The organism is Campylobacter concisus, assembly GCF_003048575.1.
In the GTDB taxonomy this organism is placed as follows: Bacteria; Campylobacterota; Campylobacteria; order Campylobacterales; family Campylobacteraceae; genus Campylobacter_A; species Campylobacter_A concisus_U.
Genome location: NZ_PIRZ01000001.1, coordinates 71,014 through 82,805, shown reverse-complemented (window position 1 = coordinate 82,805; position 11,792 = coordinate 71,014). Strand labels below are relative to the sequence as shown.

General features: G+C 38.8%; 15 protein-coding genes. 6 read left to right on the top strand and 9 right to left on the bottom strand.

All coding sequences use genetic code 11. The features are described from left to right. The first annotated feature begins 23 nt into the window (after positions 1 to 23). Positions 24 to 569: a YceI family protein gene (locus CVS84_RS00435; protein WP_107690730.1), complete on the top strand. Its 546-nt coding sequence runs from the start codon at positions 24 to 26 to the stop codon at positions 567 to 569. A 303-nt stretch (positions 570 to 872) separates the two neighbouring features. Here the strand turns inward: CVS84_RS00435 and CVS84_RS00425 are convergent, their stop codons facing one another. From CVS84_RS00425 to CVS84_RS00415, 4 genes are all read right to left on the bottom strand, one after another. Next, on the bottom strand, positions 873 to 1,292 hold the full coding sequence (locus CVS84_RS00425; protein ID WP_107690729.1) for an NTF2 fold immunity protein: 420 nt from the start codon (positions 1,290 to 1,292) through the stop codon (positions 873 to 875). 27 nt (positions 1,293 to 1,319) lie between these two features. Further along, the gene (locus CVS84_RS00420) at positions 1,320 to 1,703 is read right to left on the bottom strand and encodes a hypothetical protein (protein ID WP_107690728.1); all 384 of its coding nucleotides are present in this window, start codon (positions 1,701 to 1,703) and stop codon (positions 1,320 to 1,322) included. A gap of 558 nt (positions 1,704 to 2,261) precedes the next feature. Then, positions 2,262 to 2,519 (bottom strand): hypothetical protein, encoded by a 258-nt coding sequence (locus tag CVS84_RS09420; protein WP_159070056.1) that lies wholly within the window; start codon positions 2,517 to 2,519, stop codon positions 2,262 to 2,264. Between the two features lie 29 nt (positions 2,520 to 2,548). Beyond that, the gene (locus tag CVS84_RS00415; RefSeq protein WP_107690727.1) at positions 2,549 to 3,760 is read right to left on the bottom strand and encodes a saccharopine dehydrogenase family protein; all 1,212 of its coding nucleotides are present in this window, start codon (positions 3,758 to 3,760) and stop codon (positions 2,549 to 2,551) included. 444 nt (positions 3,761 to 4,204) lie between these two features. Between CVS84_RS00415 and CVS84_RS09500 the strand changes: the two genes are divergently transcribed. From CVS84_RS09500 to CVS84_RS00405, 3 genes are all read left to right on the top strand, one after another. After that, entirely contained in the window at positions 4,205 to 4,480 is a 276-nt protein-coding gene (locus CVS84_RS09500) for a hypothetical protein (RefSeq protein ID WP_199906088.1), read from the top strand. Continuing rightward, the gene (locus CVS84_RS09495) at positions 4,458 to 4,862 is read left to right on the top strand and encodes a hypothetical protein (protein WP_199906087.1); all 405 of its coding nucleotides are present in this window, start codon (positions 4,458 to 4,460) and stop codon (positions 4,860 to 4,862) included. The genes CVS84_RS09500 and CVS84_RS09495 overlap by 23 nt, the downstream gene beginning before the upstream one ends. Positions 4,863 to 4,925: 63 nt before the next feature. After that, the gene (locus tag CVS84_RS00405) at positions 4,926 to 5,648 is read left to right on the top strand and encodes a tetratricopeptide repeat protein (RefSeq protein WP_107690726.1); all 723 of its coding nucleotides are present in this window, start codon (positions 4,926 to 4,928) and stop codon (positions 5,646 to 5,648) included. Here CVS84_RS00405 and CVS84_RS00400 read toward each other — a convergent pair. After that, the gene (locus tag CVS84_RS00400) at positions 5,641 to 6,282 is read right to left on the bottom strand and encodes a non-canonical purine NTP pyrophosphatase (protein ID WP_107690725.1); all 642 of its coding nucleotides are present in this window, start codon (positions 6,280 to 6,282) and stop codon (positions 5,641 to 5,643) included. The two genes, CVS84_RS00405 and CVS84_RS00400, sit on opposite strands and share 8 nt — an antisense overlap. A gap of 113 nt (positions 6,283 to 6,395) precedes the next feature. On the opposite strand from CVS84_RS00400, the gene CVS84_RS00395 reads away from it, so the two are divergent. After that, positions 6,396 to 7,697 carry an MFS transporter gene (locus CVS84_RS00395; RefSeq protein WP_107690724.1) on the top strand — a complete coding sequence of 434 codons (1,302 nt, stop codon included), beginning with the start codon at positions 6,396 to 6,398 and terminating at the stop codon, positions 7,695 to 7,697. Beyond that, positions 7,694 to 8,830 carry an NAD(P)/FAD-dependent oxidoreductase gene (locus tag CVS84_RS00390; RefSeq protein WP_107690723.1) on the top strand — a complete coding sequence of 379 codons (1,137 nt, stop codon included), beginning with the start codon at positions 7,694 to 7,696 and terminating at the stop codon, positions 8,828 to 8,830. The genes CVS84_RS00395 and CVS84_RS00390 overlap by 4 nt, the downstream gene beginning before the upstream one ends. 212 nt (positions 8,831 to 9,042) lie before the next feature. Here the strand turns inward: CVS84_RS00390 and CVS84_RS00385 are convergent, their stop codons facing one another. The 4 genes from CVS84_RS00385 to rplM all read right to left on the bottom strand — a co-directional run bounded on the left by CVS84_RS00385 (position 9,043) and on the right by rplM (position 11,746). Further along, on the bottom strand, positions 9,043 to 9,681 hold the full coding sequence (locus CVS84_RS00385) for an HAD family hydrolase (RefSeq protein WP_107690722.1): 639 nt from the start codon (positions 9,679 to 9,681) through the stop codon (positions 9,043 to 9,045). 74 nt (positions 9,682 to 9,755) lie between these two features. Then, a complete protein-coding gene (locus tag CVS84_RS00380) occupies positions 9,756 to 10,772 on the bottom strand; it encodes an OmpA family protein (protein WP_107690721.1) in 1,017 nt (338 codons plus the stop codon). Between the two features lie 153 nt (positions 10,773 to 10,925). Further along, positions 10,926 to 11,315, bottom strand: coding sequence for a 30S ribosomal protein S9 (rpsI, locus tag CVS84_RS00375; protein ID WP_021084780.1), 390 nt, complete (start codon positions 11,313 to 11,315; stop codon positions 10,926 to 10,928). Positions 11,316 to 11,317: 2 nt separating this feature from the next. Then, positions 11,318 to 11,746 carry a 50S ribosomal protein L13 gene (gene rplM, locus CVS84_RS00370; RefSeq protein WP_002939292.1) on the bottom strand — a complete coding sequence of 143 codons (429 nt, stop codon included), beginning with the start codon at positions 11,744 to 11,746 and terminating at the stop codon, positions 11,318 to 11,320. Between the last annotated feature and the right edge of the window lie 46 nt (positions 11,747 to 11,792).

Genomic DNA, 11,792 nt, shown 5'->3' with positions numbered 1-11,792 from the left:
CAATATTATAAAAAGGATACTTTATGAACAAACTTACTTCTGTTGCTTTAGCAGCTTCATTTTTTGCAGTTTCAGCTCTTGCATTTAGCGTAGAAGGTGAACCAAAGGTAACATTTACTGGTTACAAGCTAGCAAATAAAACAGCCGTACCAGGTACTTTTAAGACGATAAATTTTAAAAGTCAAGAAAATGCAAATTTTGCTGATTTTTTAAAGAGCTTTGAATTTAAGCTTGAGCCAAAAGATATCGATACAAAGCTGCCTGACCGCGATAAAAGGATTGGCATTATTTTCGATGCCAAGGCAGTAGATGGTAAGATCGTAGCAGTAAATGGCGACGATAAGGCCGGAGAAATAGATGTTGAGCTTAGCATAAACGGCAATTCAAAAATTTTTAAAACAAAATATGAAGTGCAAAATGGCAAGCTAGTAGCAAAATTTTCGGTTGATCTTGTAAATGATTTGAAGCTAAATGAAAGCTTTGATAAATTTGCCGCTGCCGCCAAGCCATTTCATGGTGGAAAAAGCTATCCAGATGTAGATGTTGGCTTTGAAGCAGTGATAAAATAACTTTCAACTTCGGCGCCAGTAAGTTAGCTTGCGCCGAAGTTACCTCTTTATCCTAGTTTCTTATTCTGTGATGCCGAAAAATCGAAGATGACGGATTTTTCATACAAAAAGGCGGTAAGAATACGAAATTTTATTTTAAAGATATCGACAAAATCGGCATCCCCGAGATAGACGCCAAGCACAAAATTAGTGTTTCAAACATAAAATTTAAAAAAGGCAGGCTAGCATATGGCCTCATGCAGCCTAGCGGCGATGATAACGCTGTGATATACGACAAATACGAGCTCTCAAAATACGAAATTTTTAAAATTTTAAAGCAGAAATTTGAGGCGCCAAACGCCAAAAAGCGCCCGAGTTAAACCGCCTAGCGCATTTTATAACCCGCATCCAGCCGCCGTCCATGTCTTGCTGCTTATCTACGAGCCAGCGTCCGTCCTTGCGTATGAGCAAAAAACGCCGCGCAAAACCGTAGCCGTCTTTGGCATAGACGTAAAATTTATTTTTCGTTTCGCTCTCAACGTCCGTTAGCTCGTATCCGCCGTAGGTGCCGCCGTCTGCTTGCGAAAACCATACGAACTCGCGGCGATAACCGCTACGCTTGGCGGGCGTGCAGTATCTAGCAAAGAGCTCATCAAGCATACGCCTCGCCTCGTCCTTATTTTCATCGCAAGCCTTGCGGGCGGCAAATTTTTCCCATTCGCTCATAGCCGCGAAAAACTCCAAAAGCGCGCTTTGCGCCGCAGCGGCATCCTACGGATCCGGCCTGTTTTTGCTGATTTGAAAATCTCTTTGCGCTTGCTCAAATTTAGCGATCTGCTCCTTGCTAAAGCGCTCGCCGCCGATATGAAATAGGATTTTTGTGTCCGCTACGGCTAACAACCCGGCAAAACTAACGCGCGTATCTACGATGCGTAAAGATTTTAGGCTAGGAATTTGCGCGATCGCCTTTAATCCCTTGTCGGTAATGCCGACGTTTTGGATATCGATGTGCTTTAGCTTAGCGTGCCACGCAAAGTATCTAAAGCCCTCGCCGCTTATTTTTTCGCTATTTTCTAAAGATAAATACGAAAGCTTAGGCAAACGGGCTAAATACTCAAGCGACGCGTCCGTGATAGCCGTAGCCGCAAAGCCCATATTTACGAGGCCTTTTACCTCGCAGATGGGCGCACTATCTCATCGCTTAGCGCGACGTTTTCGTAGCGATAACCCTTACAGCATCGCGCGCTTACCGCATCTAGGGCTTCTTGCATCGTGATTTGCTTCATATTTTCTCCTAAATTTAGCTTAGATTTTAACATACGGGCTTAAATTTGAGGATAAATTTACGGCAGATAAAAAAGCGAAATTTGACCTAGCCGGCGGCGTCAAATTTGATTTTTGGTTTTGGCGACCCAAAATTTGCGAATTTGATTAAAATTTGAGTCAAATTCGCAAGGCTAAATTTATTTATTAAAATACGCAGCAAGCGCGCTTAGCACGACTAAAAAGATAACGAAGTTTTTGGAGTTTAAATTTTTCCTTTTGTTATTATTTGAGCGGGTACAGAGTTTGGGCGACTGGAGATTGAGAGCTTTAAATTTACTCAAAGTTTCATTGATAAAATTTGCGCGATTGTAGCTAAATTTAAACGCTTTTTGGCGTGGAAGCTTAAATTAAATTTGACATAAAATTTGAATGCAAGTGGGGTAAAATTTAAACTAGAAATTTTAATGCGGCAGAGCAAGGCGCGGTATTTTTTGCCTTAATCAAGACGGATTTAAATTTTACGACGGAAGCGTATATGAAATACGTGACCGAGTAAAATTTAAATGCAAGATTATAAGGCAAAGTATCGTAAGATGATTTTAAATGTTTTGAAGTAAATTTCGTCCCAAGACTAGACATATAGTCTGTCGCAGGGCGAAATTTACGTTCTGCTTGTAGTTGCGAGCAAGGTGAAGCAAAAATCATTTAAAAGCGCTCGCGAGACAAGCCTAAATTTAGACTTCGTATCTTTCTCCAGGTTTCATTTCTATCATCTCCCACGGCAAGCCCTGCTTATTTAGCTCATCCATGAAAGGTTTAGCGTCGAAATTCTCCATATTAAAGACGCCCTTGCCACTCCAAATGCCCTTTGCTACCATCATCGAGCCGATCATCGCAGGTACGCCCGTCGTGTAGCTCACTGCCTGCGCGCCCGTCTCGGCGTAGCAAGCCTCATGGTCGCAGACGTTATAGATATAGACTTGACGCTCTTTGCCGTCTTTTAGGCCACGTATTACGCAGCCGATGTTGGTTTTACCTTTCGTGCGAGGGCCTAGAGACGCAGGATCAGGCAGCAAGGTCTTTAAAAACTGTATCGGCACGATTTTTACGCCGTTGTGTTCTACCTCGTCGATGCGCAGCATGCCGACGTTTTCTAGGCATTTCATGTGAGTTAGGTAGCTCTGTCCGAACGTCATAAAAAAGCGGATTCGCTTTAGCCCCTTGATGTTTTTAACGAGGCTTTCTAGCTCCTCGTGATAGAGCAGGTAGCTGTCTTTGACGCCTACTTTTGGGTAGTTCCATTTGAACATTATTTCCATCGGCTCGGTCTCTTTCCACTCGCCACGCTCCCAGTAGCGACCCTTTGCGCTTACTTCTCGCAGGTTGATTTCTGGGTTAAAATTCGTCGCAAACGGATAGCCGTGATCGCCTGCGTTGCAGTCTAGGATGTCGATCTCGTGGATCTCGTCAAATAAATTTTGCTGTGCGTAGGCGCAAAATACGTTCGTCACGCCCGGATCAAATCCAGAGCCAAGAAGCGCCATCGTGTTTGCGGCTTTAAACTCGCCGTCCTTCGCCCACTGCAGCTTGTATTCAAATTTGGCGGTGTCTGGGTGCTCGTAGTTTGCGGTGTCGATGTATGGGATACCGGCGCGAGAGCACGCGTCCATCAGCGTTAGGTCCTGGTACGGCAGCGCGACGTTTAGCAGTAGCTCGGCGCCCGTTTTTTTGATTAAATTTACGACCGCGTCGGTGTCGTCCGCGTCGATCTGGGCGGTGCCAATTTGCACGCCTAGGCGATCTTTTATAAATTTAGCGATCGCGTCGCACTTGCTTTTGGTGCGGCTTGCAAGGGTGATTTTTGTAAAAACGTCTGCGTTCATCGCGCATTTTACGGTCGCGACTTGGCTCACGCCGCCCGCGCCTATGATTAAGATATTTGACATTTGGGCTCCTTAAAATTTTAGTGATTTTAGCAAAGTTAATATTAATTTTAAGAGACGGGGTGCAATTAATTATAAAGTTGGATATGTCCGGCACAAAGTCTAACAAGAAAGACAAAAAGCAGATAGCACTAACACAGATAAGTAGCATATCGATTGCCGGCGACAGAAAATTAAATTTACCTCCTGACAACGCACGATGAATTTTCTCTCAGATTCTATTTTTTAATTTGAGATAGGCTGTATAAGAAATAAGCTTAAATTTTTTAGGTTTAATTTTGTCGCTAAAATTTGAGTGCCTAAATTTATTCTAAAGCGTACAACGATACATTATTAAGTTAGCTGTTTTGGGTATAATCAACATATTTAAATCTAGGAAAATATAGCAACCAATTTAAAAAACTTGGATGGATTAGCGCCTGGCAAGAAAACGCAAAAAGAGCAACAATGATTGAAAATGGCAAGCAAAGACCGAATGAAAAAGAGGTAGAAGCATTAACTCTTTTTTATAATAGATTCTATTTTTTATATGATGAAATTTCTAATGAAAATTTTAAAACTCAAGAGCCATGCTTTAGATTTTATAGACTCAGAGAAGCATTTTCGGTATTTAAAGAGATTTCTAATTATGAACCAATTAAAGAATATTTAAAGTGGATGAAAAAAGGAGGACGACCTTTTTTTGAAGGATTGATTGCCGATGATCTATTTAGTTTTATTTAGAAGCCTCTTATTGCACTTTCCTATTTTTGACACATGGGATGAAGTATATATAAATAAAAGTCTTGCCACTTGGGATAAGGCTGGGCAAATAAATAAATTTCTCATCAAGGCAAAAGAATATAAAATTGATGATAAATCAGAGGTCAAATATAGAATATGGGAAGTAAAAAAGAAAAAAATGACTTATTTTTCTGTTAAATTTCCCAGTGAATACAATGAAATAACAAATATTTATCTAAAAGATATAATCGCAGAAGAGATGGGTATGAAATTTTGCATGGCGCTAATGAGGCAGATAATTGATACTCAAATCGAAAATCCAGAAGAAGACATAAAAATAATGTCACAAGTTTATTTGCCAAGAAATAATAATGATTTATGAGGCAATACTGAACAAAATTTGCCTTTAATCGCTACAATAGCGCGAAATTTTAAAGGTAAAAAGATGAAGAAAATTTTGCCATTTTTAGCGCCTATTTGCCTCTTTGCAAGTAGCTGCGACGAGCTGGTGCAAGAGAGCGTGAGGGAGTTTTATAAAAGCGATAGAAATTTGGCTCGCGCCATAAATTTAACCGAGCAGGCGACTGATGTCTGCTTAAAAGAGGGCAACACCGAGCAAGCGATCACTTCGCTCATAAATGGCGCTAGCATGTGCATGGTAAATAAAGAGCCACAAAAGGCGTTAGAGCTCTCACAAAGAGCCCTAGAGCTTGCGGCAAACGTTAGCGGCAAGCTGCTACTAGCTCGCTCTTATCACAGCCTAGGTGCGGCACAAAAGGCGCTAGGCAGATACGACGAAGCACTTGCTAATTTTCAAGAAGCTCTAAAAATTTATGACAACGCGCCAAATGCCTCAATGAACGACGAACTCATCTGTATAAAAGGCATCGCTAGCGCCTACTACCTAAAAAACGACTTTGACAAAGCCCACGAAAACCACCTTTTAGCGCTAAATTTACTTGATATCACGCCGGAGTTAAGTGGCAACGAGCTTGTGCGATCAGAGCTTTTAGTAGAGCTTGCTAACGACCTAGCAAAGCTTAATCAAAAGGATGAAGCTACCCAAAACTACAAAAAAGTGCTTGAAATTTTAAATGGAAAAGAGCAAAATCCTCGCGCACGGGATCTTTTAGAGCGAGCCAACAAAGGACTAAAAGAGCTTAACTAAAGTTTTTCTTTAGACTTTTTAGCACGAAATTTGCAAGCTCAAGCCCCTTTGAACGGTGAGAAATTTTAAGCTTCGTCTCATTATCTAGCTCGCCAAGCGTTTTAGTAAAGCCATCTGGGATAAAAAGTGCGTCATAGCCAAAGCCGTTTGTGCCACGCTCCTCATCTATCGCTTTGCCATACATAAAGCCATGAGTTGTGTAGTCGCCAAATTTTGAGCTAATAGCGATACAGGCGGTGTAGTGAGCTGGTGAGCTCTTTAAATTTAGCGCCTTTAGCTTGCTAATTAACTTTGCTCTGTTGTTTGCGTCATTTGCGTTTTTACCACACACCTTGCCATTTTTATCAAGGTCAAAATAGCGAGCTGAGTAGATCCCCGGCTCACCACCAAGTGCATCCACGCTAATGCCACTATCATCGCTAAGAGCGATAAACTCATTATCAAGCCCCTGCTCTTTAAGCTTTGCAAAGACAGCTCTTGACTTTATGAGCGCATTTTGCTGAAAAGTGCTGCCATCTTCAACGATCTCAAATGGCTTTACAATCTCGCTTAAGGCGTAAATTTCATAGCCTTTTAAAAACTCTTTTATTTCTTTTACTTTGTCTAAATTTGACGTCGCAAGCACGATCTTCATTGCAAGAGCTCCTTGATTTTTGGGCGTATTTTACAAAAAAGTAGATTAAATTTTTAAATTTAAATTAGCGTTAAAATGATAAACTTAGTCCTTTTAAAAATAAGGAAAATTTTATGTTAAAAAGCGTTTTACCACTATCTTTTATCATAGCAAGCAGATTTTTAGGTCTTTTTATAGTTTTGCCAGTGCTTAGCCTTTATGCCTTAAACTTACGCGGAGCAAACGAGTTTTTAGTAGGGCTAATAGTAGGTGTCTATGCGATCTCACAAATGATATTTCAAGTACCTTTTGGAGCGCTCTCGGATAGGATAGGACGCAAAAAAACATTAACGATCGGACTTTTGGTTTTTATCATCGGCTCAATAATTTGTGCACTTACAAGCGATATTTTTACCATGCTATTTGGTAGATTTTTACAAGGTGTAGGTGCTATCGGAGCAGTTGCGACTGCGATGATAAGTGACTATATAACAGAAGAAAAACGTTCAAAAGCCATGGCGATAATGGGTGCTTTTATAGGGCTTAGCTTCACGCTTTCGATGGTGCTTGGACCGCTTCTTGCTAGAAGTTTCGGGCTTTCAAGCCTTTTTTACCTAAGTGCCGCTCTTAGCCTACTTTGCATTGTACTTCTTTATACCGTTGTGCCAAAAGAGATAAAAGTGAGTGCCAAAAGTGAAAAAGTGCCATTTGGTAAGCTGTTTTTACAAAAAGACTACATGATCATAAATTTCACCTCTTTTATGCAAAAGATGCTAGCAAGTATCGCATTTTTGGTGATCCCTATCGTTTTGGTAAAAGAGTATGGTTACGAAAGTAGCGAGCTTTACAAGGTCTATACACTTGGCGCCGTGCTTGGCTTTTTGGCTATGGGGCTAGCTGGCGCCCTTGGCGATGGCAAGGGACTTAGCAAGGTCATCTTGATAGCTGGTACGCTGCTTTTTGCTCTAACCTACACCATTTTTGCCATTAGTTTTACACTTTTTATCTTCGTTTTGGGAGTTGCTATATTTTTTATAGGATTTAACCTTCACGAGCCCATTATGCAATCAACTGCAACAAAATTTGTAAAATCCTCACAAAAAGGCTCAGCCCTTGGTGTATTTAATTCATTTGGCTATCTAGGAAGCTTTGTTGGAGGTGCATTTGGTGGGTATATCTTGCACGCCTTTGGCTTTAAAGTACTCGCCATCATCTGCGTGGTGCTTTGCGTGATCTGGCTTGTTTTACTCTTTAGCCTAAGCGATCCAAGAATTTTTAAAAACATCTATCTAAGCCCTGAAGTAAGCTTAAATTTAGAGTTACTAAATAGCCAAAAAGGTGTAGTCGATTATTACAAAAACGAGAAAAATCAAGTGATCAAATTTGACTCTCGCCTAACAAGCGAGGCTGCTTTAAAAGAGAGCTTGAAGTTTTGATCTATGACGTCATCATCATTGGTGCCGGTGCTAGCGGACTATTTTTAGGAGCAAATTTAAAGGGTAAAAAGGTTGCCATCTTAGAAAAAAATAGTAGTGCTGGCAAAAAGATCCTAGCAAGCGGTGGAGGCAGATGCAACATCACAAACCGCTTTATAAGCGCTAAAAACTATCTTGGAGAGCAAAAATTTATAGAGCAAATTTTAAAAGTACTGGCTCCAGATCAAATTTTAAAATTTTTTAGCGAGCTTAAATTTATTGAGCAAAAGCAAAATCAATTTTTCTGCGATAGCGGCGCAAAGAGCGTCTTGAGCGTACTTTTAAAAAGGCAAAATACAGAAATTTTTTACAATAAAGAGGTTCTTGGTGCTAAAAAAGTAGATGAAATTTTTGAAATTTCAACCAAAAGTGAAAAATTTAGAGCCAAAAATTTAGTCGTTGCAAGTGGAGGATTAAGCTATAAAACCCTTGGCGCGAGCGATATTGGCTATAAAATAGCAAATGATTTTGGTATTGAGACATCAGCTCTTGCACCTGCACTTGTCGGGTTTAGCGTGCAAAAAGATGAGTTTTGGTTTAAAGAACTTAGTGGCGTTAGCCTAAACGCCGACGTGGAGATAAATAGCAAAAATGAGAGCCATAAATTTAGTGGAGACTTACTTTTTACACATAGAGGCATAAGCGGACCAGCGATACTAAACACCTCGTTATTTTGGCAAAAAGGTCGAATTTGTATAAATTTTTTACCCAAATTTAATGAGAAAAATTTAATAAATGGCAAAAAGCAGCTTAGTTCGGTTTTGCCCTTGCCAAAGAGATTTGTACTGGAGTTTTTAAAAAATTTTGGCTTAAAAGATAGAGCTTTTTATGAATTTAGCGATAAAGAGAGACAAATCATAAAAAGGCTTTTTGCTTATGAATTTGCCCCGGCTGGCACGTTTGGCTTTGAAAGAGCGGAAGTTACAAAAGGCGGTATAAAGATTGAATTTTTAGATGAAAATTTACAAGCCTCTAACATTAAGGGGCTTTATTTCATTGGTGAGGTCTTGGACATCACTGGCATGCTTGGCGGATATAACTTACATTTTGCATTTGCAAGCGCTCTAAAGGTGGCTAGGGTCTTAAATCTATGATCTCCTAGAAGTTAGCTAATTTTTAGACAAATTTTCATATTTTAAATAAGATAGATTTACTATGAAAGTAGGCTTTTAAAGCAAATTTATTTAGAGTAATTTAAATATTTAAAATATTTTAAAAAGATTTTGGAGTAAATTTTATAGCTAAGCAAGCTAAACGTTATGTTGAATTTAATTTAAAATATAAGCAGTTTAGGAATATTAGATTATTAAACCTCTTTTATAAAGTTAACGGCTTCAAATGGATTTGAGAAAATATGTTTACTAAATTTCTCCAAATCACTCTTTTGACCATACCCACAAGTTAGACCCACGCCTGCAACAAAAGCAGCTTGTGCAGCCATTAGATCCATAATGGTATCACCTATCATAAATGCATTATTTTTATTTTTATTAAGTCTAATTAAAGCCAAATTTATAGGCTCTGGATTTGGTTTTGGATTAGTAACATCGTCTCTTCCAATAACAGTTTTTATATATTTCATAACTCCTAAATGCTCAAGCAAGATAATAGAAAATTTTGAAGTTTTCGTAGTAACTATACCCACATCAGCAAAGCTACTTGCCTCATTTAGTGCTTCGTTTGCATAATCTAAGAGTACCGTCTCATCAAGATAAATTTTTTCATAGCAAGCTTTATACTCTTTTATATAGCTATCAATTAAATTTTTGCTTGCACCAAGTCTTTCAAACATTATTTCAAGCGGATGACCAACCAAAGACTTTAATGTATTATGGTCTGGCTCTTTTTTACCATGAGATAAGAAAGCTCTATCAAATCCTTTTAAAATAGCAGAAGTCGAGTCAATAAGTGTACCGTCCAAATCAAAAAGTATGGTTTTTTTCATTATTTTCTCCGTAGAAATAAAAAAGGGCCTAGCCGAAGCTAAGCCCCTAAAAGAAGTAACCTTAAATAATAAGATTATTTATTGAAAGTAGCTTCAACGCGTCTATTTTGCGCGCGGCCTTCTTTAGTTTTGTTTGTAGCAATTGGTTTAAGCTCGCCGTAGCCAACTGTTGAAATTTTATCCTCGCTTACGCCATAGCCAGCAAGAACGTCAGCTACTGCTTTTGCTCTTTTTTCAGATAGTTTTTGGTTATAAGCTTCTGCACCTACGCTATCAGTGTGACCAGCAAGTACAACTTTATAATCTGGGTGTTCGCCCATAAAGTCAGCTACTTTTTTGATCTCAGCTGCATATTTTGGTCCGACTTTGTAGCTATCAAATGCAAAGTTAACATCTAGATCTCTAAGAACGATAACTTTTTCACATCCTCTTTCATCAACAACTACGCCAGCTGGAGTGTTAGGGCATTGATCTATATCATTTGGCACGCCATCATTATCATCATCAAGAACTGGAGTTGCTGCTGGAGCTGCTGCCACAACTGGAGCTGCTGCCACAACTGGAGCTGCTTTTGAGTCAAGACCGATACCAAAGCCTAGTGAATAGAATAGGTTATGATCAGCATGTTCAAATTTGATAGCGTCTCTTGCTTCTGCTTTAAGAGCAAATCTATCAGTTACTTGATATCTTAAGCCAAAACCATATTGGCCAAAACCGCCATCTTCATTTTTAACAAAAATAGCTGGAACATCTTCATAACCAGCACCAACTAAGCCATATAGACTAACTGGTCCAAAATCAACTATATCTTTTACAAGATTTGCATGATATCTAAGAACTCTTCCTTCTCTTGTTAAGCTACCTGTTTTTTCTTTTGCTTTTTGAGTGTAATCAACACCAAGTTCTACTTGATCAAAGAAAAAATCTTCAAGATTTCTAGCAGCTCTAACACCAACGAAGTTATGGTCTTTTACACGTAAATTTCCCTCTGGGTGAACACCACCAATAGTTGGAGTAACTTCATAATTATATGCTGCGTTAGACGCAAAAACCGCTGTTGCGGCAACCATAGCTAAAGCAATCTTTTTCATATTTAGAATTCCTTTCTTAGGATTTATTTTAAAGTGGTTACATTTTAACTGAATAAAATTTAACCGACTCTAAATCATAATTTAATTAACAATGTAAATTTGAAATTTACACAACTTAAATTTTGCAAATGCAAAAGCACTTGCAAAAATTCATTAACGTTTAGAGAATTGTGGGCTTCTTCTAGCCTTTCTTCTACCAAATTTCTTACGCTCAACAACACGAGAATCTCTAGTTAGCAAGCCTTTTGGTTTAAGTGCTGCTCTAAAATCAGCATCCATGTCAGCTAAAGCACGTGAAATACCGTGTCTTAAAGCCTCAGCTTGTGCTGAATAACCACCACCTAAAGTTGTAGCTACTACATCTATTAAACTCTCTTGTTTAGTAACTAGAAGTGGCTGAATTACTTTAAGCTTTATAGCTTCATGTCCACCAAGCCAAGTATTAAGATCCATACCATTTACTACGATTTTACCGCTTCCAGCTTTTATCCAAACCTTTGCTACGGCAGTTTTTCTTTTACCAGTTGCATAAACTTTTGCCATAATTATTTTCCTTCTTTTTTAGCTATTTGTGCCGTATGAGGATGCTCACTGCCAGCATAAACTTTTAGTTTTTTTATCATCTCTCTTCCAAGTTTAGTTTTTGGAAGCATTCCACGAACAGCTAATTTAAATAGTTTTTCTGGCTTATTTGCTATCAAATCGCCAAATTTTTCACTTTTTACGCTACCAAAATATCCTGAGTGCCTGTGATAAAGTTTATCTTCAGCTTTGTTATTACCAGTAAATTCTACTTTTGAAGCATTTATGATGATAACATAGTCGCCACAATCTACGTTTGGCGTGAAGCATGGTTTGTTTTTGCCACGAAGTATAGTTGCTACCTCAGTTAGCAATCTACCAAAACGTTTACCAGCTGCATCAACAACGATCCAGTCTCGTTTAACTTCGTTTGGCTTTGTTATTTTTGTCATTTTCTTACCTTTGCCAAGTTAATTTTTGAGTTGTGATTGTATTTAA

Coding starts and splice junctions, on each gene's coding strand:
- CVS84_RS00435 (WP_107690730.1), top strand. CDS start 24: ATGAACAAACTTACTTCTGTTGCTTTAGCAGCTTCATTTTTTGCAGTT.
- CVS84_RS00420 (WP_107690728.1), bottom strand. CDS start 1,703: ATGGGCTTTGCGGCTACGGCTATCACGGACGCGTCGCTTGAGTATTTA.
- CVS84_RS09420 (WP_159070056.1), bottom strand. CDS start 2,519: ATGATTTTTGCTTCACCTTGCTCGCAACTACAAGCAGAACGTAAATTT.
- CVS84_RS00415 (WP_107690727.1), bottom strand. CDS start 3,760: ATGTCAAATATCTTAATCATAGGCGCGGGCGGCGTGAGCCAAGTCGCG.
- CVS84_RS09500 (WP_199906088.1), top strand. CDS start 4,205: ATGATTGAAAATGGCAAGCAAAGACCGAATGAAAAAGAGGTAGAAGCA.
- CVS84_RS09495 (WP_199906087.1), top strand. CDS start 4,458: ATGATCTATTTAGTTTTATTTAGAAGCCTCTTATTGCACTTTCCTATT.
- CVS84_RS00405 (WP_107690726.1), top strand. CDS start 4,926: ATGAAGAAAATTTTGCCATTTTTAGCGCCTATTTGCCTCTTTGCAAGT.
- CVS84_RS00400 (WP_107690725.1), bottom strand. CDS start 6,282: ATGAAGATCGTGCTTGCGACGTCAAATTTAGACAAAGTAAAAGAAATA.
- CVS84_RS00395 (WP_107690724.1), top strand. CDS start 6,396: ATGTTAAAAAGCGTTTTACCACTATCTTTTATCATAGCAAGCAGATTT.
- CVS84_RS00385 (WP_107690722.1), bottom strand. CDS start 9,681: ATGAAAAAAACCATACTTTTTGATTTGGACGGTACACTTATTGACTCG.
- CVS84_RS00380 (WP_107690721.1), bottom strand. CDS start 10,772: ATGAAAAAGATTGCTTTAGCTATGGTTGCCGCAACAGCGGTTTTTGCG.
- rpsI (WP_021084780.1), bottom strand. CDS start 11,315: ATGGCAAAAGTTTATGCAACTGGTAAAAGAAAAACTGCCGTAGCAAAG.
- rplM (WP_002939292.1), bottom strand. CDS start 11,746: ATGACAAAAATAACAAAGCCAAACGAAGTTAAACGAGACTGGATCGTT.